The sequence below is a fragment of the Nocardia sp. NPDC050697 genome, from assembly GCF_040654395.1.
Classification (GTDB): Bacteria; Actinomycetota; Actinomycetes; order Mycobacteriales; family Mycobacteriaceae; genus Nocardia.
This window is the reverse complement of record NZ_JBFAHY010000005.1, coordinates 465,169-489,872: the sequence shown is the minus strand read 5'-3', so window position 1 is coordinate 489,872 and position 24,704 is coordinate 465,169. Positions and strand designations below refer to the sequence as shown.

25 protein-coding genes are annotated in these 24,704 nt (G+C 72.4%); 18 read left to right on the top strand and 7 right to left on the bottom strand.

Annotation, left to right across the window (positions count from 1 at the left end; translation table 11 throughout):
• Positions 1-21 precede the first annotated feature (21 nt).
• Genes AB0H71_RS20910 through AB0H71_RS20900 form a run of 3 tightly spaced genes read right to left on the bottom strand, consistent with a single transcriptional unit; the run spans position 22 to position 3,763 of the window.
• A complete protein-coding gene (locus AB0H71_RS20910) occupies positions 22-1,356 on the bottom strand; it encodes an FAD-dependent monooxygenase (protein WP_357023201.1) in 1,335 nt (444 codons plus the stop codon).
• Complete coding sequence (locus AB0H71_RS20905) at positions 1,353-2,567, bottom strand: cytochrome P450 (RefSeq protein WP_357023198.1); 1,215 nt, start codon at positions 2,565-2,567, stop codon at positions 1,353-1,355. The genes AB0H71_RS20910 and AB0H71_RS20905 overlap by 4 nt, the downstream gene beginning before the upstream one ends.
• Positions 2,564-3,763 (bottom strand): cytochrome P450, encoded by a 1,200-nt coding sequence (locus AB0H71_RS20900; RefSeq protein WP_357023195.1) that lies wholly within the window; start codon positions 3,761-3,763, stop codon positions 2,564-2,566. Before AB0H71_RS20900 ends, AB0H71_RS20905 begins: the two co-directional genes overlap by 4 nt.
• 319 nt (positions 3,764-4,082) lie before the next feature.
• Between AB0H71_RS20900 and AB0H71_RS20895 the strand changes: the two genes are divergently transcribed.
• From AB0H71_RS20895 to AB0H71_RS20870, 6 genes are read left to right on the top strand one after another with little or no spacing between them, the layout of a single operon-like run.
• Entirely contained in the window at positions 4,083-5,729 is a 1,647-nt protein-coding gene (locus AB0H71_RS20895) for a fatty acyl-AMP ligase (protein WP_357023193.1), read from the top strand.
• A 23-nt stretch (positions 5,730-5,752) separates the two neighbouring features.
• Positions 5,753-6,541, top strand: a complete 789-nt coding sequence (locus AB0H71_RS20890; protein WP_357023190.1) for a ferritin-like domain-containing protein — start codon at positions 5,753-5,755, stop codon at positions 6,539-6,541.
• A 2-nt stretch (positions 6,542-6,543) separates the two neighbouring features.
• Positions 6,544-7,047, top strand: coding sequence for a PaaI family thioesterase (locus AB0H71_RS20885; RefSeq protein ID WP_357023187.1), 504 nt, complete (start codon positions 6,544-6,546; stop codon positions 7,045-7,047).
• Complete coding sequence (locus AB0H71_RS20880) at positions 7,044-7,301, top strand: acyl carrier protein (RefSeq protein WP_357023185.1); 258 nt, start codon at positions 7,044-7,046, stop codon at positions 7,299-7,301. Before AB0H71_RS20885 ends, AB0H71_RS20880 begins: the two co-directional genes overlap by 4 nt.
• Positions 7,298-8,131: a class I SAM-dependent methyltransferase gene (locus AB0H71_RS20875; RefSeq protein ID WP_357023182.1), complete on the top strand. Its 834-nt coding sequence runs from the start codon at positions 7,298-7,300 to the stop codon at positions 8,129-8,131. The genes AB0H71_RS20880 and AB0H71_RS20875 overlap by 4 nt, the downstream gene beginning before the upstream one ends.
• Positions 8,128-8,961, top strand: a complete 834-nt coding sequence (locus AB0H71_RS20870; protein ID WP_357023179.1) for an acyl-ACP desaturase — start codon at positions 8,128-8,130, stop codon at positions 8,959-8,961. Before AB0H71_RS20875 ends, AB0H71_RS20870 begins: the two co-directional genes overlap by 4 nt.
• Before the next feature lie 40 nt (positions 8,962-9,001).
• On the opposite strand, the gene AB0H71_RS20865 is transcribed toward AB0H71_RS20870, so the two are convergent.
• Both AB0H71_RS20865 and AB0H71_RS20860 read right to left on the bottom strand, forming a co-directional pair.
• On the bottom strand, positions 9,002-9,463 hold the full coding sequence (locus AB0H71_RS20865) for a PaaI family thioesterase (RefSeq protein WP_357023176.1): 462 nt from the start codon (positions 9,461-9,463) through the stop codon (positions 9,002-9,004).
• 109 nt (positions 9,464-9,572) lie between these two features.
• Positions 9,573-10,100 (bottom strand): helix-turn-helix domain-containing protein, encoded by a 528-nt coding sequence (locus tag AB0H71_RS20860; protein ID WP_357023173.1) that lies wholly within the window; start codon positions 10,098-10,100, stop codon positions 9,573-9,575.
• 68 nt (positions 10,101-10,168) lie between these two features.
• Between AB0H71_RS20860 and AB0H71_RS20855 the strand changes: the two genes are divergently transcribed.
• The 4 genes from AB0H71_RS20855 to AB0H71_RS20840 all read left to right on the top strand — a co-directional run bounded on the left by AB0H71_RS20855 (position 10,169) and on the right by AB0H71_RS20840 (position 15,060).
• On the top strand, positions 10,169-11,389 hold the full coding sequence (locus AB0H71_RS20855) for a cytochrome P450 (protein WP_357023170.1): 1,221 nt from the start codon (positions 10,169-10,171) through the stop codon (positions 11,387-11,389).
• 79 nt (positions 11,390-11,468) lie between these two features.
• Positions 11,469-11,837, top strand: a complete 369-nt coding sequence (locus tag AB0H71_RS20850; protein WP_357023167.1) for a hypothetical protein — start codon at positions 11,469-11,471, stop codon at positions 11,835-11,837.
• A 44-nt stretch (positions 11,838-11,881) separates the two neighbouring features.
• Entirely contained in the window at positions 11,882-14,176 is a 2,295-nt protein-coding gene (locus tag AB0H71_RS20845; RefSeq protein ID WP_357023164.1) for a molybdopterin-dependent oxidoreductase, read from the top strand.
• Positions 14,177-14,244: 68 nt separating this feature from the next.
• On the top strand, positions 14,245-15,060 hold the full coding sequence (locus AB0H71_RS20840) for a DUF1684 domain-containing protein (protein WP_357023162.1): 816 nt from the start codon (positions 14,245-14,247) through the stop codon (positions 15,058-15,060).
• Between the two features lie 3 nt (positions 15,061-15,063).
• Here the strand turns inward: AB0H71_RS20840 and AB0H71_RS20835 are convergent, their stop codons facing one another.
• On the bottom strand, positions 15,064-15,519 hold the full coding sequence (locus tag AB0H71_RS20835; protein ID WP_357023160.1) for a sigma factor-like helix-turn-helix DNA-binding protein: 456 nt from the start codon (positions 15,517-15,519) through the stop codon (positions 15,064-15,066).
• Positions 15,520-15,698: 179 nt separating this feature from the next.
• Between AB0H71_RS20835 and AB0H71_RS20830 the strand changes: the two genes are divergently transcribed.
• The 3 genes from AB0H71_RS20830 (at position 15,699) to AB0H71_RS20820 (ending at position 17,947) form a co-directional block, all read left to right on the top strand.
• Entirely contained in the window at positions 15,699-16,712 is a 1,014-nt protein-coding gene (locus AB0H71_RS20830; RefSeq protein WP_357023157.1) for an LLM class flavin-dependent oxidoreductase, read from the top strand.
• 450 nt (positions 16,713-17,162) lie between these two features.
• Positions 17,163-17,531 (top strand): hypothetical protein, encoded by a 369-nt coding sequence (locus AB0H71_RS20825; RefSeq protein WP_067657947.1) that lies wholly within the window; start codon positions 17,163-17,165, stop codon positions 17,529-17,531.
• The gene (locus AB0H71_RS20820; protein ID WP_357023153.1) at positions 17,528-17,947 is read left to right on the top strand and encodes a hypothetical protein; all 420 of its coding nucleotides are present in this window, start codon (positions 17,528-17,530) and stop codon (positions 17,945-17,947) included. Before AB0H71_RS20825 ends, AB0H71_RS20820 begins: the two co-directional genes overlap by 4 nt.
• 22 nt (positions 17,948-17,969) lie before the next feature.
• Here AB0H71_RS20820 and AB0H71_RS20815 read toward each other — a convergent pair whose 3' ends face one another.
• On the bottom strand, positions 17,970-18,626 hold the full coding sequence (locus AB0H71_RS20815; RefSeq protein WP_357023149.1) for a GntR family transcriptional regulator: 657 nt from the start codon (positions 18,624-18,626) through the stop codon (positions 17,970-17,972).
• A 68-nt stretch (positions 18,627-18,694) separates the two neighbouring features.
• Here AB0H71_RS20815 and AB0H71_RS20810 point away from each other — a divergent pair, with 68 nt between their 5' ends.
• The 5 genes from AB0H71_RS20810 to AB0H71_RS20790 all read left to right on the top strand — a co-directional run bounded on the left by AB0H71_RS20810 (position 18,695) and on the right by AB0H71_RS20790 (position 24,653).
• Positions 18,695-20,062, top strand: coding sequence for an LLM class flavin-dependent oxidoreductase (locus AB0H71_RS20810; RefSeq protein ID WP_357023146.1), 1,368 nt, complete (start codon positions 18,695-18,697; stop codon positions 20,060-20,062).
• Between the two features lie 21 nt (positions 20,063-20,083).
• Positions 20,084-21,268: a CoA transferase gene (locus AB0H71_RS20805; RefSeq protein ID WP_357023322.1), complete on the top strand. Its 1,185-nt coding sequence runs from the start codon at positions 20,084-20,086 to the stop codon at positions 21,266-21,268.
• A 26-nt stretch (positions 21,269-21,294) separates the two neighbouring features.
• Complete coding sequence (locus AB0H71_RS20800) at positions 21,295-22,215, top strand: CoA ester lyase (RefSeq protein WP_357023143.1); 921 nt, start codon at positions 21,295-21,297, stop codon at positions 22,213-22,215.
• A 128-nt stretch (positions 22,216-22,343) separates the two neighbouring features.
• On the top strand, positions 22,344-23,378 hold the full coding sequence (locus AB0H71_RS20795; protein ID WP_357023140.1) for an acyl-CoA desaturase: 1,035 nt from the start codon (positions 22,344-22,346) through the stop codon (positions 23,376-23,378).
• 30 nt (positions 23,379-23,408) lie between these two features.
• Positions 23,409-24,653 carry a cation:proton antiporter gene (locus AB0H71_RS20790; RefSeq protein ID WP_357023137.1) on the top strand — a complete coding sequence of 415 codons (1,245 nt, stop codon included), beginning with the start codon at positions 23,409-23,411 and terminating at the stop codon, positions 24,651-24,653.
• Positions 24,654-24,704: the final 51 nt, after the last annotated feature.

Sequence of the window (24,704 nt, the reverse complement as noted above, 5' to 3'; positions counted from 1 at the left end):
CGGCCGCGGCGCTGCGGCCGGTCACCCGGTCGGCTCGCTCGCGCCGTTCGCGCTGCGGGGCAGCAGGATCCGGCGGGCGAGGGCGGGCCGCAGCAGCGCCGCGGGCGGGTCGACGAGGTTGCCGACGCGCAGGAAGGCGCGGGCCACCACCGGGTCGGCGTGCGCGGCGCGGTGGGCCCGCGCCACATAGGCATTGGTGAGCCGGGTGCGTGCCGTGCGCTGTCCGCGCACGCCCGGGTTCGCGAGGTCGGAGCCGGCGGAGAGGCGCCAGGCGACGTCGACAACCGCGCTCGCCGCCGCGTAGAACCGGGCGGGGAGGGCGGGATCGGGCGACCGGCGTGCGGCGGTGGCCAGGCAGCCCCGCAGCACCAGCGCCTGCTGCGCGGCCACCGCCATGCCCTGCGCGTACAGCGGGTTGAAGCTGCACAGGGCGTCGCCGATGACCAGGAAACCGGCCGGGACGGTGCGCAGCCGCTCGTAGCGGCGGCGCAGCGGGGAGCGGAAGCGGTGCGGGGTGATCTCGCCGAGCGGCTCGGCGCCGGCGACGAGGGCGTGGATGTCCGGCGCCGCGAGGGTGGCGGCGAAGGCGGTGAAGCCGGGGAGGTCGGTGGGCGGGTGGTCGCCGAGCATGCCCGCCAGGGTGACGTGCCAGCGGTCGCCCTCGACCCGGATGGCGCCGCCACCGCGGCCGTCCGGGCCGGTCGAGACGATCACCGAGGAGTGGTTGTCCAGCTGGCCCTCGGTGCGTGGGAAGAGGGCGGAGGCGTAGCCGAGGTCGACCTCGAGCCGCTCCTCGGCGGGGGTGGGGGCGCCGAGGTCGGCGAGGTACTGCGGGGCGCGGGAGCCGCGGCCGGTGGCGTCGATCACCAGGTCGGCGGCGAGTTCGGTACCGCCGGAGACCGATTCCGCGTCGCCACTCACCCGGACCCCGCGCACCGCGTGCGCGTCACCGATGAGGCCACGCACGGAACCGGTGTGCAACCGCACTTCCGGCAAGGCCAGCACTCGTTCGCGGAGAACGGCTTCCAGCAGCGGCCGGGTCGCCATGACCGACGTCAGCCCGGTGGAGGTCGGCGCCAACCGGGCCCCGCCCAGGTACCAGCGGGTGCCGACCAGCGCCTCCGCGGTGGTCGCCCCGCGCGCCGCCACCTCGGCGGTGAAGCCGGGGAAGAGCTCCTCCAGCACCGTGCGGCCGCGGTCGAGCAGCCCGTGCAGGTGCCGCGCCTGCGGTACCCCGCGCCGCCAACCGTCGTCCAGCGAATCCCGCTCGACGACAACCACTTCCGAGTAGTTCTCGGTCAGAACCCTGGCCGCGAGCAGCCCGGCGATCCCGGCCCCGAGCACGACCGCCCTCACAGCGTCACCGGCAGCGAGACGATCCCGCGGTGGATCAGGCTGGGCCGGTACTCCACGGCATCCGCGGCGAGCTCCAGCTCCGGCGCCCGGTCGAGCAGGGCGCCGAAAGCCGCCTCCGCCTCGATCCGGGCCAGCGGCGCGCCCACGCAGTAGTGGATGCCGAGGCTGAAGCCGAGGTGCCTGCGCGCCGGGCGATTGCCCGCGTAGCGGGTGATGTCGAAGCTGTCCGCCGCCGGGTACACCCGGTCGTCCCGGCTCGCGGAGGCGGTGAGCACGACGACCCCGTCTCCGCGCCGGAACTCGCGCCCGCCGACCACGGTGTCGTGCAGCGCGACCCGGATGGTGAACTGCGTCGGCGCGTCGTAGCGCAGCATCTCGTCCAGCGCGGGCCCCATGAGTTCCCGGTTCTCCCGCAGCAGCCGCAGCTGGTCCGGGTTGCGGAGCAGCGCGAGCATCCCGTTGCCGATCAGGTTGATCGAGGTCTCCATTCCGGCGACCAGGGTGAGCAGCGCGATGCCGATCACCTCCGGCCCGGCCAGCGCGCCGTCGCCGACCGCGGTGATGAGCGTGCCGAGCAGGTCGTCACCGGGGTCGCCCGCGCGCTGCTGGACGATCCGCGCGAAGTACCCCATGCACTCCAGCGCCGCCGCCCCGCGCGCCGCCACCTCGGCCTCGCCCAGCATGGAGTCCGGGTCGGTGCCCCGGGCGATGGCCAGCTGCCAGGCCCGGAAGAGCGCGCCGTCGGCCGGGTCGGCGCCGAGCAGCCGCACCGGGACCATGGCGACCGCCAGCGGCACCGCCAGGTCGTTCAGGATGTCGAGCCCGCCGCGGCGCAGCGCGGCCTCCACCAGCTCGCCGACGACCCGCCCTGCCACCGGCGCCAGCTCGGCCATGACCCGCGGGGTGAAACCCTTCGCCACCAGCTTGTGGTAGCGGCTGTGCTCCGGCGGATCCATCCGGACGAAGGAGCCGGGGATGGCGGCGGTGGTGTCCCGGAACGGGCTGATGCCCGCGGAGTAGCCGTGCCCCCAGTCGCTCCCGGTGAGGATGGCGGCGCACTCCTCGTACCGGGTCACCAGGGTGACCGGGACCTCGCCGAAGGCGTAGGGGAGCAGCGCGGCGGCGTCCCTGGCCCGGCGGTAGGCCGGGTACGGGTCGGTGCGCGCGCCCGGTTCGAAGGCGTCGAAGGTTTTCTCGTCCGCGGCGGTCACAGCCCCTCCAGATTCACGAGCAGCCGCGACATTCCGCGCACGACCACATTCGGCTTGTACGGGGGTTCCTCGAGCAGCGTCACCGTGCGCACCCGCTCGGCGAGCGCGCGCAGCACCAGCTCCATCTCCAGCCGGGCCAGCGGTGCGCCGAGGCAGTAGTGCAGCCCGAGCCCGAAGGACAGGTGCCGCTCGACCCTCCGGCCGCGGGTGTAGCGGGCGATGTCGAAGGCGTCCGCCTCGGGGAAGGCGTCCGGATCCCGGTTGGCGGAGCCGAGCAGCACGATCACCGCCGCGCCGGGGGCGAAGGTGCGCTCGCCGACGGTGACCTCGGCGTGCGCGGTGCGGGTGGTGAGGTGGACCGGGGCGTCGTACCGCAGCACCTCGTCCACCGCCGCCTCGGCGAGGCCGGGGGAGGCGCGCAGCCGCTCGAACTGCTCCGGGTTCCTGATCAGCGCCAGCACGCCGTTGCCGATGAGGTTGACGGTGGTCTCGTGCCCGGCGACCACCAGGATGAGCAGGGTGCCGAGCAGCTCGGTGCGGGTGAGCCGCGCCCCGGCGTCGTCGGCCCGCACCAGCGCGGTGATCAGGTCGTCCGCCGGGACGCGCCTGCGCTGATCGGTGAGGTCGCCGAAGAACTCCAGGAAGGCGTTGACCGCGGCGCTGCGGGCGGCCAGCTCGGCGGGGGTGAGCAGTACGTCCGGGTCGAGGCCGCGGGCGATATCGGCGGAGATCCGGCGCACGTGCTCGTGTGCCTCGGCGGGCACCCCGAGCAGCTCGCAGACCAGGGTGAGCGGCAGCGGGTAGGCGAGCGCGTCCAGCAGGTCGAGCTCGCCGCGGTCGAGCGCGGCGGTGACCAGCTCGCGCACCAGCCGCTCGGCCCGCTCGCGCAGGCCGTGCACGGTGCGCGCGGTGAACGCCTTGCTCACCAGCCCGCGCAGCCGGGTGTGCTCCGGCGGCTCCATCCACAGGAAGGAGCCGGGCAGCTCGACATCGCTGTCGCCGTGCAGCAGCTGCGGCTCCTCGGCGTGGCTCCACCGCGGGTCCTGCAGGATCGCCTGCGCCTCGCGGTGCCTGGTCACCAGCTGTGTCTCGTGCGGGCCCGGCACGAACGGGCCCGCGGCGCGCAGCACCGCATAGCTGTCGTACGGGTTGTGCCGCGTGTGCGGGGCGATACTGTCGATGACCGCCAGCTGCACCGGTGAGAGTTCCTGCACAACGGATTGTTCCGGACTCACCGGGTGCTCCCGAATGCGGAGAAATGAGGGGTTGCCCGGGGCGGACCGTGCAGGGTGGACTGCTGGGAATTCACCGGCTGCTCCTGACGCGGAGAATGCTGTCGGGATTCATCGTCGCGGCGCGGGAATACCGGCCGCGCCGGTGATCGCCCGCTTCTATCGCGCCATAGCCGAACTGCGTTATCGCGCAGCGTGATCGGGCGATCGGCCTTGTTTATCGAAGACCGGCGTTCACGATTAATTCGCGGTGCCGTCACACGGCGCTGGTGTCGTTTCCGGCATGCATTCCGCGGAGAGCGCCGAAACCCTGCCCGATCGGCTGGCCGGAATCGCGGCCGCCTTTCCCGCGGTGACCGCCACATTCTGGTCGGTATCGGAGACCGTCCCCTACACCGAGCTGCACCGCCGGTCGCGCGTGCTGGCCGCGGCGCTGGTCCGGCACGGTGTGGGCCGCGGCGAGCCGGTCGGCGTCCTCTGCCCGAATGCCCCGGAATTCCTGGTCGGGCTCTTCGGCGCCGCCGCCGCGGGCGGTGCCGCCACCCCGCTGCCGCTGCCCGCGGGCGCGAAACAGACCGCCGCCTTTCCGCGGAAACTCGCCGCCATCACCGAGGCCGCCGGAATGCGCACGGTCCTGGTCTCGCACCGCTTCGCGGCGCTGGTGCCCGCGCTGGCCGGTGATTCCACCGTTAATTTCCTGGATATCGACGAATTGATGGCCGACGATTTCAGCGCGGATACGCTGCTGCCCGCCATCGGCCCCGGCGATCTCGCCGTCGTGCAGTTCACCTCGGGCAGCACCGCGACCCCGAAGGGGGTGCGGCTCACGCACCGGAATGTGCTGAGCGGGCTGGCCGCCATTCGCACCGGCATCGCGCTCGACCTGGACGACCGCGGCGGGTTCTGGCTGCCGCTCTTCCACGATATGGGGCTGTTCGGCACGCTCTCGGCGATCCTGCGCGGGATTCCGGCGCACGTGTGGTCGCCGCTGGCCTTCGTCAAGGACCCGGCGCGCTGGCTGGCCGAGTTCGCCGCGTCCGGCACCACCATCACCGCCATGCCGAACTTCGGCTACGAGGCGCTGCTCGCCGCCGTCCCGCCGGCCGAGGTGACCCGCTACGACCTGAGCCGCTGGCGGATCGCCTTCAACGGCTCCGAGCCGATCTCCTACGAGGTGGTCGACGCCTTCCGGAAGCGCTTCGCGCCCGCGGGTTTCGACGAGACCGCCATGTTCGGGGTGTACGGCATGGCGGAGGCCACGCTGGCCGTCGCCTTCCCGCCGCTGGGCCGCGCCCCGCTCTTCGAATGGGTGGACCGCACCTGGCTCGCGGACGACGCGGTGGCGCTGCCGGTGGCGCCGGAGCTGCCGAGCGCGCGGGCGGTGGCCGGGGTCGGCGCGCCGGTGCAGGGGATGCGGCTGCGCGTGGTCGACCTGGACGGCACCGAGCTCCCGGACGGCGGGGTCGGCGAGATCCTGATCCAGGGCCCCTCGGTCACCGGCGGCTACCTCACCGCCGACCCGGCGAGCGTGGCCGGGCTCTTCGCCGATGGCTGGCTGCGCACCGGCGACCTCGGCTACCTGCGCGCGGGCGAGCTCTTCGTCACCGGCCGCTGCAAGGACATGATCACCGTGCGCGGCGTCAACTACTACGCCCAGGACGTCGAGGCCGCGGTGCGCGGCCTGCCCGGGCTGTACCGGGGGCGCTGCACGGCGGCGGCCGAGCCGGACGCCGACGTCATCACGCTCATCGCGGAGACCGAGCTGACCGGCGCCGCCGCCGACGAGCTCGCCGAGCGGGTCAGGGCGGCGACCGGCGAGGAGCTCGGGCTCACCGCCGTCGAGGTGCACCTGGTCGCGCCGCGCAGCATCCCGCGGACCAGCAGCGGCAAGCTGCAGCGCCAGGCCGCCCGCCGCCTCGTCGGACAGTAACCACCAAGGGAATCGGAGTACCCGTGCACAGCTACGACGTCTTCCGCCACTACGAGCGCCTGCACTGGCGCCTCGCCGACCTGGAGCTCGGCGCCGTCGAGCTCGACCTGGTCCGGCCCGAGTACGTGACCCTGGCCAAGAGCGCCACCATGGGCGAGTCCAATGTCATCGCGGCCGTGCACGGCTTCATGAACGAGTTCGTCGACGACTACGACTTCTCCACCTTCGCCGTGGTCTGGGGTTACCAGGAGGTGCAGCACCACTACGCCTTCCGGGCCTGGCTGGACGCGGTGGGCGAGGCGGTGGAGACCGAGGCGGTCGACGCCATGCGCGAGCCCTACGCGGCGGGCACCACGCCATCGGCGACGCTGGCCACCAACATCATCTCCGAGCTCACGGTGAACCACATCTACCGCGCGGTCGCCGCCTGGGTGCGCGAGCCGGTGCTGAAGGGGCTGCTGCTCAGCGCCAGCCGGGACGAGGCCGGGCACGCCCGCGAGTTCATCCACTACACCACCGAGCGGTTGCGGAAGAAGCCCGAGGAGCTGCCCTCGGTGCTGGAGACGCTCTACGTCTACAGCTCGGAGGCGAAGATCAAGCACCCGGTGAGCACCTTCAAGGCGGGGATCAGCGAGCTCGGCGACCACGAGACCATCGACACCGGCTTCGACCTGTTCCTGGAGCAGGTGGCGGCCGAGGGCGAGCTGGACGTGCTGCACGACAAGATCCGCCGCACCTTCGGGAACATGACCGGGCTGGACCTCTCCAGCAACGCGCGGGTGCGCCGCGCGCTCGCCGACGTGATCGCCTGATCATGACCGGAACCGTGCGGGTGCCGTGGTCGGTGATCCCGGACTACCACTGCTTCGGCTGCTCCCCGCACAACGCCGGCGGGCTGCGGCTGCGCTTCACCCCGGACCCGGAGGGGCTGCGCACCGACTTCCGGCTCGGCCGCGCCTTCGAGTCGTACCCGGGGGTGGTGCACGGCGGGATGATCGGGGTGATCGCGGACGAGCTCATGGGCAACCTCATCGTGCTCGCCAGGCAGCACCCGGCCTTCACCGTCAGCCAGCGCACCCGCTTCCTCACCCCGCTGCTCATCGACCGCGACTACCACTGCGTCGCCACGCTCGCCGAGCCCGCGCCGGGCCCGATCCGGGCCTCGGCCGAGGTGCGCGCTGCCGACGGCACGGTCTGCGCCACCTCGACCGCCAGCTACCAGCCCTTCGAGCTGGCCGCCGTGCGGCACCAGCTCACCCTCGGCGACGACGAGGTCGCCCTGCTCGCCACCGCCCTCGCGAACGGAGTCCAGCCATGACCAGCACCGCCGACATCCTGCGTACCGTCACCGAGATCGCCACCGCCGAGACCGGCATCCCGAGCGCCGAGCTGCGCCCCGACGCCGATCTGCGCGGCATGGAGGGCGTGGACTCGGTGCGGGTGCTGCGCATGGTCGCCAAGATCGAGCGCGCCTTCGACATCGAGATGGAGGACGAGGAGGTCTTCGGCCTCTCCAGCCTGAACGACGTGGTGTCCGTGGTGGACCGCGCGCTGCGGGAGGAAGCGGCGTGACCGTCACGGCCGATACCAATCAGCACTACGACCTCGACCCGGATATCTTCGGGCAGTTCCTCGACCCGCTGCGCAAGTACAGCTCGGCGCTGTACGAGTCGGAGGGCGACACCCTGGAGCAGGCGCAGCGCACCAAGCTGCGGTTCGTGGCGGACCGGCTCGGGCTCACCGGCGGGGAGCGGCTGCTCGACGTCGGCTGCGGGTGGGGGTCGCTGATCCTGTTCATGGCGCAGGAGTTCGGCTGCGAGACAACGGGTATCAGCCCGGCGCCGCGCCAGCACGGGTACATCGCCGAGCAGGCCGCCGCGCGCGGCGTCGCCGACCGGGTGCACACGAGAGTCGGCCACTTCGAGCAGCTCGACCTGCCCGCCAGGAGCTTCGACGCGGTCACCCTGCTCGGCTCGATCGTGCACATGCCGGATCTGGACGCCGTCTTCCGCCGGGCGAAGACCGTGCTGAAACGTGGCGGCTCGCTCTACGTCTCGGAGAGCTGCTTCCGGAACGAGGCCGCGCGCAACGCCTTCGACACGAAGGCGGGCACCGAGTTCGTGCGGGAGGACATCTTCGGCTGGGGCGACCTGCGCCCGCTCTCCGACCTCGTCACCGCCGCCGAGAACGCGGGCTTCTCGATCACCGCCGTGGACGACCTCACCGCGCACTACCACCGCACCATCGAGGACTGGATCAGCAATGTCGACGCCGCCGCCGAGCGCATCGACGCGCACCGCCCCGGCCTCGCCGCCCAGCTGCGGCACTACCTGGAGATCGCCAATGCCGGGTGGGGCTACACCACCAAGCATTACGCCCTGACCTGCCGGAACTCCCGATGACGGCGCTCATTCCGGTGACCGAGGTGGCGGCCGCGGTGGACGGCTTCCTGGCCGCCTCGCCCGCCGCCCGCGCCTGGGACGTGGAGACCGCCTTCGACTGGGACCGCGCCGACGCCGACCGGCTCACCGACGGGCAGCGCTCCGCGGTCCGCTTCGTCACCCTCATCGAGGACCACCTGCCCGGCTACTTCGACGTCTACCACCGGCACTTCCCGGTGGACGGCACCGTCGACCGCGCTACCTTCACGCACAACCGCGAGCTCTACCACTTCACCGTGCGCTGGGCGCTGGAGGAGGACACGCACGCCAGGGCGCTGGCCCGCTACCAGGACGCCGCCGGCATCGCCGAGCGCGACGCCCTGCGCGACGAACTCGCGATCGAGGGGCAGAAGCCCTTCGAGCTGCCCTACGACCACCCGGTGCAGTTCTTCGCCTACGCCCTGGTGCAGGAGAAGGCGACCCAGATGTACTACCAACACCTGCGCGACGTGGTCGACGAGCCGGTGCTGGCCGCGGTGCTCGGCAGGCTGGCCAGGGACGAGGCGCGGCACTTCAGTTTCATGGCCGACGTGGTGGGCCGGTACCTGCGGGTGCACGGCGACGACGTGGTCGACCCGCTGCGCGACGTCATCGCCAATTTCCGCATGCCCCTTGCCGATACCATGCGCGGTTACTGGCGCTGGGCGCTGAAGATCGCCGACGTGGCCTCCTACGACCACACCGAGGCGTACGAGCACCTGATCAAGGTGATCGACCGCGCGGTGGACGCCAAGTCGGATCGCCTCGGCGAGCTGGTGCGCTTCATCGACGAGTGCCGCACCGTAGCCTGAAACCCGGACCGCCCCCGCCCACGGCGGGGACGGTTCCGTCTCAGGGCGCGAGCACCAGGATGGTGGTGCTGCCGTGCGCGATCAGCTTGCCCGCGGCGTCGGTGATCCGGCCCTCCGCGGTGGCGGTGCGGCGGCCGACGTGCACCGCGTTCGCCTCGCAGGTCAGCCGGGAGCCGTCCAGCGTCACCGAGCGGATGAAGTTCAGCTTGAGCTCCAGCGTGGTGTAGGCGACGCCGTCGCCGAGCCTGGTGAAGACCGCGCTGCCCATGGCGGTGTCCATGAGCGTGGCGAGCACGCCGCCGTGCACCGTGAACATGGCATTGAGGGTGGCCGGGTTGGGGTCCAGGTAGTAGCGGGTGTGCCCGTCGCCCGCCGCCTCCAGCCGGATGCCGAGCGACGCGCCGACGCCGAGATTCTCGGTCAGCCCCCGCTCGAAGATCGTGGTCAACTCGGTCACGCGCTTCCCGACGGTCGCGCCGGCGTGGGTATCGGTGCTGGTCATGGCCTCTTCCTTCGTCGCGGACGATGCCATCCCATTCGACCAGCGGCGGGTGAACCGCGGGCACCGCGGAGCCGCTGCATTCCCGGTTTCGATGGGGCGATAGGCGGTTTCAGGGCCCGGCGATCCCCGCCGCCTGCCGCAGCTGGGCCAGGAACTCCGCCCGGTCGTCCCCGCCGACCAGGTAGTGCGCGACCGCCAGCCGCACCAGCGTGCCCGCGACGATCCGCGGATCGCCCTGCGTGACGAGCGGTTCGATGAGCCGCCGCATGATCGGGATGACCCGCTCCAGCTGGACCAGCACGTAGTCCGGCTCGATGTCCACCAGGCGGCTCAGCGAGTACGAGCCCTGGTGCTCGACCATGTAGCGCAGCACCGCGTCGAGCCGGGCGGACCCTTCCAGCCCGTCGGTGACGAGCCGCAGCGCCGCCTCGATATTGCCGGTCTCGTAGGCGCCGAAGGCGGCGAGCAGCTCGGCCTTGGAGCCGAAGAAGCGGTAGAGCGTCGGGCGCGAGACCTTGGCCTGCGCGGCGACGTCGGAGAGGCTGAGCTTGCCGTGGCCCTTGCGGGAGAGCACCTCGAAGGTTGCCCGGAGGATGCGGGTACGGGTGCCGTGGTCGGCGGGGGAAATCGAGGGCACTTTACAACCTTTACGGATTCTGTAAGAAGTGTAATCCTGGCGACGGCTGGACAGACAAGAGGTATGCCATGAATCACTCGCTCGTCGCCGACGACGCCATCGATTTCGATCCCTTCTCCGCCGCGTTCCACGACGACCCGCAGGCCGTCTACCGCCGGCTGCGCGACGACGCGCCGGTCTACCACAGCGCCCGCTACGGCTTCTGGGCGCTCTCCCGCTACGCCGACGTGGTGCCCGGCATGAAGGACTTCGACACCTACTCCTCGGGCCGCGGGGTCACGTTGGAGCAGGTGCTCGCCCCGGAGCCGCCGGAGCAGCGCATTCCCATGATCATCATGATGGATCCGCCGGAGCACACCCGGATGCGCAAGCTGGTGAGCGCGGTCTTCACGCCGCGCGCCATCGCCGGGCTGGAGCCCATGATCCGGGAGACCGTGCGCGCCTTCGCCGAGGGGTTGCGCGGCGGCACGGCCGACGTGGTCGCCGACTACTCGAACCTCTTCCCGATCGAGGTCATCACCACCATGCTCGGGGTGCCGAAGGCGGATCGGCAGCAGCTGCGGCAGTGGCTGGCGATTCCGCTGGAGCGCGAGCCGGGGCAGCTGGGGATGAGCGAGGCGGGGCGGGCGGCGTCGCAGGCGAGCACCGGGTACTACGCCGCGCTGATCGCCGAGCGCAGGGCGCGGCCGCGGGACGACATGATCAGCCGGTTGATCGAGGTCGAGGTGGATCGGGAGGAGGGCGCCGCCACCCGGCTCACCGACCGCGAGATCCTCGGCTTCGTCTCGCTGCTCGCCGGTGCGGGCGCGGAGACCGTCGCCAAGCTGCTCGGCAGCGCGGCGGTGCTCTTCGACGCGCACCCCGAGCAGTGGCGGGCGCTGCGCGCGGACCGCTCGCTGCTGGCCGGCGCCTTCGAGGAGGTGCTGCGGTACGAGGGGCCGGTGCAGTACGACGTGCGGTACACGCTGCGCGATGTCGAGCTGCACGGCCGCACGATCCCGGCGGGGAGCCCGGTGCTCATGCTGCTCGCCGCGGCCACCCGCGATCCCCGCTCGATCCCGGAGGCCGAGCGGTTCGACATCACCAGGGCGTTCAGCGGCAACAACCTCGGCTTCGGCTACGGCATCCACCGCTGCCTCGGCGCCGCGCTGGCCCGGCTGGAGGGGCGGATCGGGCTGGAGGCCATGGTCGAGGCCATGCCGGAGTTCCGCGTCGACCGGGCCGGGCTGCGGCGGTCGCGGGAGACCAGCGTCGCGGGGTGGACGCGGGTGCCGGTGCGGATCGGGTAGCGGCGTTTCGGGCGGGGGTGCCCGCGGGCACCCTGGGGGAGAGCGCGACGGAAGGACAGCGATGAGGGCACTGTGCACAGTGGGTTTGGTAGCGGCGGCGGTACTGGCGGTGGCGGCCGCGCCCGCGGGGGCCGAGATCACCGGCATCACCGTGGAACCGGGGGTCTCCGGCGGCAGCTCGACGCCGTACGGCACCGGCTGCGCCTACACCGTCACCGCGAACGCGGCGCCCGGCGAGTACGTGAGCTTCTACGACAGCCAGCAGGGCTCGTTCGACCCGCCGTGGGCCATCCCGGTGGGCCCGAGCGGGCTCGCCACCGCCATCTGGACCCCGCACGAGCGCGGCGCGCACACCCTGCACGCGGTGCAGATCGGCGGCGAGAAATCGGTGCGGGTCCAGGTCGGCACCGGCATCGACCTGGGGATCGCCTGCTCGGTCCTGCCCTGAGCGCCGGTAACCTCGGGGTTTCGCCGTCACCCGAGGGGGAGCACATGCCGGAGCCGCGGCTCACCGCGACGCACTGGGGCAACTACCTGGTCGGCGCCGCGCCGGACGGCGGGATCGCGGTGCGGCCCGCCGGTACCGACCCCGAGCCGTCGCCGATCGGGCGCTCGCTGGCCGGGGCGCGGGATCCGGGGGTGCGCATCGCGCGCCCCGCGGTCCGGCGCGGCTACCTGCGCGACCGGGACCGCTCCGGCCGCGGCCGCGAGCCCTTCGTCGAGGTCGGCTGGGACGAGGCGCTCGATCTCGCGGCCGCCGCGCTGCGCGACACCATTGCCGCGCACGGCAACAGCGCCATCTACGGCGGCTCGTACGGCTGGGCCAGCGCGGGCCGCTTCCACCACGCGCAGGGGCAGCTGCACCGCTTCCTGCGGCTGGCCGGCGGCTACACCGACTCGGTCGACACCTACTCCTTCGCCGCGGCCGAGGTGATCGTGCCGCACGTCATCGGGCTGAACGCCTACTACGCGGGCAAGCAGGCGCCGACCACCGTCGAGGTGGCCGCGCACTGCCGCACCCTGGTGCTCTTCGGCGGCGCGGCGAGCCGCAACACTCAGGTGAACCCGGGCGGGATCGGCGCGCACGACGACCGCGGCCACCTCGCCGAGCTGCGCGCGGCCGGGGTGCGGATCGTGCACGTCGGGCCGATCCGGGACGACGTGGACGCCGCGGTCGGCGCCCGCTGGCTGCCCTGCCGCCCCAATGCCGACGTCCCGGTGTTGCTCGCGCTGGTCCACGCGGTGCTCGCCGACGGCCTGCAGGACGACGCCTTCCTGGCCCGCTACACCACCGGCCTCGACGAGTTCGCGCGCTACGTCCGCGGCGCCGACGGGGTGCCCAAGACGCCGGAGTGGGCGGCCGAGCTGTCGGGTGTGCCCGCGGCCGAGATCCGTGCGCTGGCACGGGAACTCGCCGCCGGGCGCAGCCTGATCGGGCTCTCCTACGCGGTGCAGCGCGCCCGGCACGGCGAGCAGGTCTACTGGGCCGCATGGGCGCTCGCCGCCGCGCTCGGGTACATCGGGCTGCCCGGCGGCGGCGTGCAGATGGGGTCCGGCGTCGGCAAGGGGACCACGCTGCAGCGCCGGGTGCCGCCCTTCCGGATCGGCACCGTTCCGCAGGGACCGAACCCGGTGCCGGAGACCGTCCCGGTCTCCCGCATCACCGAGCTGCTGGAGCGCCCGGGGGAGACCTACCGCTACAACGGCGCCGACCGCGTCTACCCGAAGATCGAGCTGATCTACTGGGCCGGCGGCAACCCCTTCCACCACCACCAGGACCTGAACCGGCTGCGCCGCGCCTGGACCCGCCCCGGCACCGTGATCGTGAACGAGCACAGCTGGACCGCCACCGCCAGGCACGCCGACATCGTCTTCCCGGTCACCACCACCCTGGAGCGCGAGGACTTCGCGGGCAGCTCCAGCGACCACTGGCTCACCCCCATGCACCGGGTCTTCGAGCCGTACGGCGCGGCCCGCGACGACCACGCCGTGCTCGCCGCGCTGGCCGAGCGGCTCGGCTTCGGCCCCGCCTTCACCGAGCGCCGCGGCACCGCCGAGTGGATCGAACACGTCTGGGAGACAACCCGATCCGACGCCGCCGCGGCCGGTATCGAGCTCCCCGCCTACCGCGACTTCCGCACCGGCCCGCCGCTCGACCTGCGCCCCCAGCTCCCCGAGCGCGACCACGACCTCGAGCTCTTCCGCGCCGACCCCGAGCGGTACCCGCTGCGCACCCCGTCCGGCCGGATCGAGATCTACTCCCGCGCCATCGCCGAGGCGGGTGATCTGCTCGGCCACCCCGCCTGGTACCCGGAGCGCGAATGGCTCGGCGCCCCCGCCGCCGAACGCTTCCCGCTGCACCTGCTCTCGAACCAGCCCGCCACCCGCCTGCACAGCCAGCTCGACAACGGCCCCGCCAGCCGCGACGCCAAGATCGCCGGCCGCGAACCGCTGCGGCTGCACCCCGCCGACGCCGCCGCGCGCGGCCTCCGCGACGGCGACCTCGCCCGCGTCTTCAACGACCGCGGCGCCTTCCTCGCCGGCGTCACCACCTCCGACGCCCTGCTCCCCGGCGTCGCCCAGATCGCCACCGGCGCCTGGTTCGACCCCGACGACGCGCTCGGCCTGGAGCGGCACGGCAATCCGAACGTCGTCACCCCCGATATCGGCACCAGCCCGCTGGCCCAGGGGCCGTCGCCGAACAGCTGCCTGGTCCAGGTCGAGAAGTTCGCCGGGGAGCCGCCCCCGGTCCGCGCCTTCGAGCCGCCGGAGTTCGGTTCCCGCTGAGCCCAACCCTCGGCCGCGCTCCCGGCGCGCTGCCACCATGAACCTTCCTACGAACGCGAGGAGCGGGCATGACGACGTCGGCGGCGGAGACCGGGACGGCATTCGCGGCGGCCTGGGAGGAGTGGCACCGCGGGCAGGAGGCGCGGCTGGCCGATCCGCACGGGTTCCTGGCGATCACCGCGCTGCACTGGCTCGGGCCGGAGCCGGAGCGGTTCGACGACGCGCCCGGCGCCTGGTCGGCCGGGCCGGAGGGGGTCACGGTGGCGCTCGGCCCCGGCGAAGGACTGGTGGTCGACGGCGAAACCATCACCGGGACGCACCGGTTCGCGCCGATCCCGGAGCGCGGCGGGGTGAACGCGGTCTGGGGCGACGCGGTGATCGAGGTGGCCAAGCGCGGCGGCTTCGACATCGTGCGGCCCCGGCACCCGGGCAATGCCCTGCGCACCGCCTTCCGCGGCACCCCGGCCTACCCGCCGAACGAGAAGTGGGTGGTCACCGGGGAGTACCGCGCCTTCGCCGCACCGGAGCCGACCACGGTCGGCGCCTCGGTGGAGGGGCTGGAGCACGTCTACGACGCCCCCGGTGAGATCACCTTCGAGCTGGGCGGCGCCGAGCAGCGGCTCACCGCCTTCCCCGGCAAGGCGCCCGGCACGCTGACCGTGCTCTTCACCGACGCCACCTCCGGCGTCACCACCTACGCCGCGAACCGGGTGCTGCAGCTGCCCGCGCCCGCCGCCGACGGCAGCGTCGTGCTCGACTTCAACCGGGCCGCCAACCTGCCCTGCGCCTACACCGACCTGGCCACCTGCCCGCTGCCGCCCGCGCGCAACCGGCTCGCGGTCGCGGTGGAGGCGGGTGAGCAGATCCCCTTCGAGCGGCGCTGAAACTCACGCTGCGAGCGTGGTCCGGAGCGTGTCCAGCGCCCGGTGCTGGGTGACCCGGACCACGCCGATGGTGGTGTGCAGCGCGCTGGCGGTCTCGTCGGCGGAGAGCCCGAGCACCAGCCGCAGCACCAGCACCTCGCGCTGCGACTCCGGGAGTTCCCCTAGGGGTTCCGGGCTGCCCGTGCCCCGGCGGCACAGGACATCGGCGACGGTGCGCGAGGTCATCCGGTAGGCGAAGGCCAGGAACGAGCCGCCGGACTCGCGGAAGCGGGGGAGCGCGGTGAGCAGGTCGGTGCAGATGCCGGTGGCGACGGCGTCCGCCGGGCCGGTGCCGAGCCGGGCCCGGCAGTACCTGGTCACGAAGGGTCGCACCTGGTCGAGCAGCGCGCCGAGCGCGTCCCCGTCGCCCCCCGCGGCCGCGTCCACCGCCCGGTGCAGCGCCGAAGTGCCGCCGTCCATCGCCCCGAACCTCCCGTTTCGAATGCCTTGTCCGCCCTGCATCGTAGGCGCCGCGGCCCGCGCGGTCGTCACTCGCTGGGCGGACATCCGCGGACGGCGGCTCAGCCTGGCGGGGAAGGGTTGCGTTCCGGCCGAACGCAACCGTGGCGCGCGCCGCCTCCGGCGGGTTGCCTGGCAGGGTGGCACCTCGTATCGCGACCCTCGCCTTCCTCACCCCGGGCAACTTCGCCGACGACGACCCCCGCACCGGGCTGGAGGACACGCTCCAGCTCTTCGAGTACGGCGAGCGGCTCGGCTTCGACGGCGGCTGGATCCGGCAGCGGCACCTGGAGCACGGGGTCGGCTCGGCGGCGGTCTTCCTGGCCGCGGCGGCGCAGCGGACGAAGCGAATCGAGCTGGGCTCGGCGGTGATTCCCATCGGCTACGAGAGCCCGTTCCGGCTGGCCGAGGATCTGGCGCTGGCCGACGTGCTCTCCCGCGGCCGGTTGCAGCCGGGGTTCAGCGCGGGCACCCCGCCGCACGCCGAGCTCATCGGCGACCTGGTCTTCGACGGCGACTGGCGCTCCTACGACCTCTCCTACACCCGCATCGAGCGGCTCGTCGAGAACCTGCGCGGCGGCTACCTGGGCGGCCCGGACACCGTCATCCACTCGCCCGGCAACACCCAGCGGCCGCGGCTGCAACCGCACGCTCCCGGACTCGTCGACCGGCTCTGGTACGGCGGCTCCAGCGCCCGCTCGGTGCGCTGGGCCGGCGAGTACGGGCTGAACCTGCTCACCGGCAATATCGTGCTCGGCGAGCGGAGCGACGACTTCGCCACCAGCCAGCTGGCGCTGATCAGCGCCTACCGGGAGCGGAGCGACCCGGCGCGGCCGGGCCGGGTGGCGGTGGGCCGGGTGATCGTGCCCACCGACGGCGCCGATCGCGCCACCCGCGAGCGGTATCGGCGCTACGCCGAGTCCAGGCACGAGCGCACCCTCGGCCCGCAGGGCGAGCGCCGGGTGCTCTTCGCCCCCGACCTGGTCGGCCCGGCCGCGGAGATCGTGCAGCGGCTGGAGGCCGATCCGGTGCTGGCCGAGACCGCCGAGCTGCGGCTGGAGCTGCCCTACGAATTCCACCGCGCCGAGTACGAGCAGATCCTGCACGACGCGGTCGAGCTGGTCGCCCCCGCGCTGGGCTGGAAAAGCTCCTGAGCACCCGATCAGTTAATTTCCTGCGGAAATGCAGGAATAATATGCCCTATGGCCGATTTTTGTGATCGGCATCACGTTTATCGCCGGTATTCACCGACTTCGCAAATCAAGAAAACCGGCTGACCTGCGCGGATGAAGGCCCTGGTAGGCGGGTTCGCAGGGTTGCGGGGCGGCCCGGAAATAGTGGGCTCCGACTCAATTAAAAGGATCTATTTCAGACTCTAAGTCAAGTTTTTGAAGTATCGACCAACCTGATGGTCGTTGCTAAGCTGTCGCTGCTCACGAGAACCGACCGGTTTTCCGAGTTTCGGCCACAAAACATGACGCCCACCTGGAGGCGCGTTCACAGCCATGATCAATGACGAGCGCGCCCTCCGGGCGGTACCGAGATTGTCCCACCGAAGGCGCCCGGAGATGACGCCGGCGCAGGGATTCAGGAGTGCACCAGATATGAAGCTCGACGACGCCCTCCGGGACGGCATGAGCGTGGACGGCGCCATCGGCATCGCCCTCGTCGACATGCGCAGCGGAATGCTGCTTGGCAAGCAGGGCGGCAACCAACTGTTCGACCTGGAGATGGCGGGCGCGCTGAACACCGAGGTGCTGCGGGCCAAGCTGCGCGCGGTCGAGGCGCTGCAGCTCGGGGACAGCGTGCAGGACATCCTGGTCACCCTCGGCGCGCAGTACCACCTGATCATGCCGCTGATCCGGAACGACGGGGAGGAGCTCTTCCTCTACCTGGCGCTGGACAAGGCCCGCGGCAACCTGGCCCTCGCCCGCCACCAGCTGCGCCGGATCGAGCAGGCGATCCGGCTGTGAGCCGTGCGTTCGACCGGCACGAGATCGCGCTCGGCGATCCCCGTGCCGTCGGCGTGCTGCTGCAGCGCGCCTGCGAGGAGATCGCCGACGTCGAGCACGCCGTGATGACCAGCCGGGACGGGCTCGTGGTCGCGGCCGACGACGTGTCGGGGCAGATGACGCACGGTGATTCGATCGCCATGCGCAGCTCCGCCATGGCCGCCGCCGCGATCGGCATCGGTGACCACTTCACCAACCTGGTGACCCAGGGCAGGCTGCAGTCCGCGGTCTTCGAGGCCGACCGCGGCTGCGTCGGGGTCTTCCCGCTCAGCTCGACGCTGCTGCTGGTGGTCACCAGCGCGCCCGCGGTGAACCTCGGCCGCTTCAACGCCGCCGCCAAGCGCGTGCTCGGCATCCTGCAGGCCCCCGCCGCCTGACGCCGGGGCGGGGCGCGGCGGGTCAGCCCGCGGCGCCGCCGTTCTCCAGCCACGCCGCCAGCGAGATCCCCGCCTCCAGCACGTGCCGCTCGGCGATCCGCCTGGCGGCGTCGGGATCTCGCGCCGCCAGCGCGTCGAGCAGCTCGTCGTGCTCGTGCAGCGAGTGCTTCTCGTGATCCGGGAAGAGCCGCAGGAAATTGGTGGGCACCACCCGCGCCGCCTGCTTGATCTGGGTGAGCAGCCGGGGGGAGTGCGCGGCCCGGTGGATGGCCTGGTGGAACTTCCAGTTCGCCTCGCCGATGGCGTCGTCGCCTGCCCGCGCCGCCACCGCCGCCGCCAGTTCGCGCAGCTGTGCGAGCTCGGCGTCGGTGCTGCGCTCGGCGGCCCAGGCCGCGGCCTGCCCGGTGAGCACGCCGAGCAGGGTGAAGCTGTCGCGCACGTCGTCGGCGCCGATGCCGATCACGGTGATGCCGCTGCGCGGCGCGACCCGCACCAGCCCCTCGAAGGAGAGCTCCAGCAGCGCCTCGCGCACGGGGGTGCGGGAGGTGGCGAACTCCTCGGTGATGGCGTCCAGGTCGATGCGCGACCCCGGCGCCAGCACCCCGGTGAGTATGCGGTCGCGCAGCTCCCGCGCCGCCCGTTCCCGCACGGTGCCCGCGATGTCGACCGATCCAGCCATGCGCCGGAGTCTAGCAATGAATGCATGTAAGGGTTGGCATCTGATATATCAGATGTTAAATTCCCTGCATGACAGCGAGACGAGACGACCGGATGACGCTGGTCGCATTCATGCAGGCGGGCAGTACCTCGGTCTACTCGGGGTCCTGGCGGCACCCGGCCACCGAGCACGGGTACCTGGACGCGTCCTACTACGCGAAGGTCGGCAGGCAGCTCGAGGAGGGCTGCTTCGACCTCATGTTCTTCGACGACCGGCTCGCCATGCCCGGCATCTACGGCGGCTCGGTCGCCGAGGCGGTGCGCTACGGCGCCCGCCCGGTGAAGCTGGACCTGAGCGTGGTGCTCGGCGTGCTGGCCCAGGCCACCTCGCGGATCGGGCTCGGCGCCACCTACTCCACCACCTACTACCCGCCCTTCCACGTGGCCCGCACCTTCGCCACGCTGGACCACCTCTCCGGCGGCCGGGCCGCCTGGAACGTGGTGACCTCGGTGAACGACAGCGAGGCGCAGAATTTCGGCGTCGAGGCGCACCTCGGCCACGACGAGCGCTACGACCGCGCCGACGAGTTCCTCGAGGTGGTCGCCGGGCTCTGGGACACCTGGGAGGAGGGCGCGCTGCTGCACGACCGCACCGGCGATTTCGCCGACCCGTCGAAGGTGCACGAGCTGAACCACAGCGGCCGCTTCTTCTCCGCCCGCGGTCCGCTCACCGTGCCGCGCACCCCGCAGGGGCGCCCGGTGGTGATCCAGGCCGGCTCCTCCGGGCGCGGCCGCGAATTCGCCTCGCGCTGGGCCGAGCTCATCTTCACCGGCGATCCCGGGCTGGAGGTGGCCAAGTCGCACTACGCCGACCAGAAGGCACGGATCGACGCGGCCGGGCGGGACCCGCGCTCGGTGAAGATCTGCCCCATGGCCTACGCGGTGGTCGGCGAGACCGAGTCGCACGCCCGCGAGCGCGAGGAGATGCTGCTGCACGAGCTCGTGCACCCGATGGCCTCGCTGACGCTGCTCTCCGAGCTCATGAACTACGACTTCTCCCGGCACGGCATCGACGACCCGGTCACCGACGAGCTCATCGCCTCGGTCTCCGGCATCCGCGGCCTGGTGCAGAACCTGCGCGAGCACCTCGGCCGCACCGTCACCCTGCGCGACCTGGCCGGGCACCGCGCCACGCTGCTGCAGGGGCCGCGCTTCGTCGGCACCGGCGCGCAGGTGGCCGAGCAGATGGCGGAGTGGTTCCACGGCGACGCCTGCGACGGCTTCGTGCTCGCCGCCACGCACATGCCGGGCGCCTTCGAGGACGTCACCCGCATGGTGGTGCCGCACCTGCAGCGCGCCGGGCTCTTCCGGACGAAGTACGAGGGCAGCACGCTGCGCGAGCACCTCGGGCTGCCGGTGCCGAGCGCGTCCCGCTCGACCGCCGGAACGAGCGCGTAGATGACCGCGGCGGACCGTCCCATGCTGGACGGCATCCGGGTGCTCGACATGGCCACGCTGGCCGCGGCGCCGCTGGCCGCCACCTACCTGGGCGAGTTCGGCGCCGAGGTGATCAAGGTGGAGCAGCCCAGCGGCGGCGACCCGATCCGGTCGTGGGGGCACCAGCGCGACGGCGTCGGGCTCATGTGGAAGTCGGTGTCGCGCAACAAGAAGTCGGTCACCCTCGACCTGCGGCAACCCGAGGGGCAGGCGCTGCTGCGGCAGCTGGCCGGGCACGCCGACGTCGTGGTCGCGAATACCAGGGTGCGCACGCTGGAGCGCTGGGGGCTCGACTACGCGAGCCTGCGCGCGGTGAACCCGAAGCTCATCATGCTGCACATCACCGGCTTCGGGCTCACCGGCCCGAAGAGCGAGCGCCCCGGCTTCGGCACGCTCGGCGAGGCCATGAGCGGCTTCGCGCACCTCACCGGCGAGGCCGCCGGGCCGCCGACGCTGCCGCCGTTCATGCTGGCCGATGGCGTCGCCTCGCTGAACGCCGCCTACGCGGTGGCCATGGCGCTCTACCACCGCGACGTGCACGGCGGGCCCGGCCAGCTCATCGACATCAACCTGGTCGACCCGCTGGCCCGGCTGCTCGAGCAGACCCTGCTCGCCTACGACCAGCTCGGGGTGGTCGGCGAGCGGGCCGGGAACCGCTGGGACATCTCGGCCCCGCGCAATACCTACCGCACCTCGGACGGGCGCTGGCTCGCCATGTCCGGCAGCTCGCCCGCGCTGGCGCTGCGGGTCTTCCGGGCCATCGGCCGCGCCGATCTGGTGGCCGACGCCGATTTCTCCGACCCGCAGCGCCGGCTCGCCAGGGCCGCCGAGGTGGACGCCGCGGTGGCCGAATGGGTCTCGGCGCACACGCTCGCCGAGGCCATGGCGGTCTTCGACGAGTTCGAGGTGGCCGCCGCCCCGGTCTACGACATCGCCGACCTGGTGACCGACGACCAGATGAAGCACCGCGAGGTCTTCGTCCCGGTCGAGGACGCCGAGCTGGGCACCGTCACGGTGCAGGCCCCGGTCGCGCGGTTCTCCGGAACCCGCGGCGAGGTCGCCCACCTCGGGCCCCGGCTCGGCGAGCACAATGCCGCCGTCTACGGCGAGCTGCTCGGGCTCGGCGCCACCGAGCTGGCCGAGCTGCGCTCCCGCGGCGTGCTCTGAACTCCCCACGGAAGGAAACGTTCCCGATGACGAAGCTGCTCCGCCGCTCGGAGCTGGCGCTGCCCGCCTGCAACGACCACATGTTCGCCAAGGCCGTCACGCTCGGCGCCGACCTGGTCTTCCTCGACCTGGAGGATGCCACCCCGGTGAGCCTCAAGGAGGGGTCGCGGGAGAAGGCGATCACCGCGCTCAACGAGCTGGACTGGGGCCGCACCGCGCGCGCCATCCGGATCAACGGGCTGGATACCGAGTGGTGCCACGACGACATCATCGAGGTCGTCACCAGGGCCGGGCGCAACCTGGACACCATCGTGGTGCCCAAGGCCAAAACCGCCAGGGACGTCTGGTGGGTGGACGTGCTGCTCACCCAGCTGGAGCTGAAACTCGGGCTGGAGAAGCAGATCCGGCTCGAGGTGCTGATCGAGGAGGTCGAGGGGCTGGCCAATGCCGAGGCCATCGCCACCGCCAGCCCGCGGGTGGACGCCATCATCTTCGGCGTCGGCGACTTCTCGCTCTCCCAGGGCGCCCGGGTGGACACCAACTTCGAGCCGCTCGGCGACTACCCCGGCGACTTCTGGCACTACGCCAGGGCCAAGGTCATCGTGGCGGCGCGGATCGCCGGGATCGACGCCATCGACGCCCCCTTCCCGGACTACGGCAATACCGAGGGGTACGAGCGCGACGCCCGCCGCGCCTCGCTGCTCGGCTACACCGGCAAGTGGGCCATCCACCCGGTGCAGATCCCGATCGCCAATACCGTCTACTCGCCGACGCCGGAGGAGATCGCGCTGGCCGAGCGGAACATGAAGGCGTACCGGGAGGCCGAGGCGGCCGGACGCGGCGCGGTCGGCGTCGGCGGGGTGCTGGTGGACGCGGCGCACGTCAAGATGGCCGAACAGGTGCTGGCCCGGGTGGCGCTCATCGAGGGCGCGGAGCCGCAGCGGTGAGGTGACCCGCCGCGCGCTATTGTTCATGCACCGGTCGCCGGTTCGTGGCCGCGTGAGCCCCCGCCGGGCAGATCGCTGTCGTTCCCTGGCGCAGAACGGCCGAGGGACGACGGCGAGAGCGGGACGTGATGCGACCGGTGGCGGAGAAGCGGGCCGAGACGGCGCGCGGCAGTGAGTTCGCGGTGCTGCTGCGCCGGGTGCGCGAGGCCGGGCTGCTGGAACCGGCCGTGCCGCAGTACATCAGGCGCACGGCGGTGACCGTCGGGTTGCTGCTCGGCTGCTACGCGCTGCTGATCGGGCTCGGCGACAGCTGGTGGACGCTGGGGATCGCCGTCGTGCTCGCGGCGCTCTTCGCGCAGTTCGCCTTCCTCGGCCACGACGCCGGGCACAAGCAGATCTTCGCGAGCCGCCGGGCCAATCACGTCTACGGCGCGCTCGTCGGCAACCTGCTCATCGGGGTGAGCATCGGCTGGTGGACCAGCAACCACAACAGGCACCACGCGCACCCGAACACCGAGGACGCCGACCCGGACATCATGGGCATCCTCGCGCACTCCGGCGCGCGCGCCCGGATGGCGCGCGGCTACCGCCGGTTCGTGGTGCGGCACCAGGGCGTGCTCTTCTTCCCGATGCTCACGCTGGAGGGGCTGAGCCTGCGGATCTCCAGCTGGCGCGGGGTGCTGCGCTGGCCCATCCCGAACCGGGGCTGGGAAGCGGCGCTGCTCGCTAGCCACGCGCTCGGCTACCTGCTGCTGGTGTTCCTGGTGCTCTCCCCGGTGAAGGCCCTGGTCTTCATCACGCTGCACCAGGCGCTCTTCGGGCTCTACATGGGCACCACCTTCGCGCCGAACCACAAGGGCATGGCGGTGCTCGCCGCCGGTGACACCACCGGCCACCTGCGCAAGCAGGTGCTCACCTCGCGCAATGTGCTCGGCGGGCGGCTGCTCGACACCGCCTTCGGCGGGCTCAACTACCAGGTCGAGCACCACCTCTTCCCGTCCATGCCGCGGCCGCACCTGCGCCGGGCGCAGCCGCTGGTCGCCGCGTACTGCGCCGAGATCGGGCTGCCCTACCGGGCCACCGGATTCCTCGCCTCCTACCGGGAGGCGCTCGGGCACCTGCACACCGTCGGCAGGGAGGCCGGGCGCGCCGAGCGCGGCTGACCGGCCGGGGCCGGGGCAGAATCACACCCCATGGTCCTGGTGCTGGTGGTCTTCACCGGCGTCGTGGTGCTGTGGTCGCTGAGCGCCACGCTGCTGCGGCGCCGGCTGATCCACGCCCCGCTCGCCATGGTCGCCGCGGGCGCGGTGTTCGGGACCTTCTCCTCGACCGATGTCGCGCCCTTCCTGAACAGCGAGGTGGCGCTGCACGCCGCCGAGGTCATCCTCGCGGTGCTGCTCTTCGTGGACGCCACCGAGGTGCGCGGCGGGATCTTCGGCGGCGAGCCGAGGGCGGCGGCGCGGCTGCTCTTCCTGGCGCTGCCGCTGAGCATCGGGCTCGCGGTGCTCGCCGGGTGGTTGCTCATCCCGGAGCTCTCGCCGGCGGTGCTGGTGCTGATCGCCTGCATCGTGGTGCCGATCGATTTCGCGCCCGCCGCCGAGATCGTGCGGGAGCGCGGCATCCCGGCCCGGGTGCGGCACCTGGTCGCGGTGGAGAGCGGGTACAACGACGGCATCGTCGCCCCGGTCTTCGCCTTCGCGCTGACGCTCGCGACCGGGGCAGGGGCCGAAACGAATCCCCTGGTGGCGCTGCAAGACGCGATTCCGGCGTTCGGCACGGCGGTCGCCGTCGGGCTGGTCGTCGGCGCGGTGACCGCGTGGGCCGGGACGCGGGCGCGGGTGCGCGGGAGCACCGATCCGCAGGCGTTCCGGATCGGGCTGGTCGCGCTGCCGCTGCTCGCCTACGGCGCCGCGGTGGCCTGGCACGCCAATGGCTTCGTCGCGGCCTTCGCCTGCGGGCTCGCCTACAAGGCGGTGCGCTCCCGCGACGCCGTGCGGATGTCGCGGGCGCTCCCGGCCGAGCGCGAGCTGGCGCTGATCGACGACGTGAGCCTGGTGGCCGGGCTGATCCTCTGGTTCGCCTTCGGCGCGAGCTTCCTGATCGTCTTCGGCGCCGCGCCGCTGCTGGACTGGGGGCTGGTGCTCTTCGCCGTGCTCGCCCTGACCGTGCTCCGGCTCGGCCCGGTGCTGCTCGCCCTGCTCGGCTCCCCGCTTCCGCACCGCGAGCGGCTGCTCGTCGGCGCGCTCGGACCGCGCGGCACCGCCACCATCGTCTTCGGGTTGCTCGCCTACAACGCCCTCGACGAAGACCTCGGGGAGTACGCCCTCACCGTCACCGGGGTGACCGTGCTGATCAGCGTCGTAATCCACGGCATAGGCGCCCCCTTACTGACCCGCGCTCGCAGACGCACGGATCCCGGTTCGCGGCCCGGCTCGTGATTCCGCACCCGCAGCGCATGCGCCGCAGGCGCCAGTCGCGGGTGCGGAATC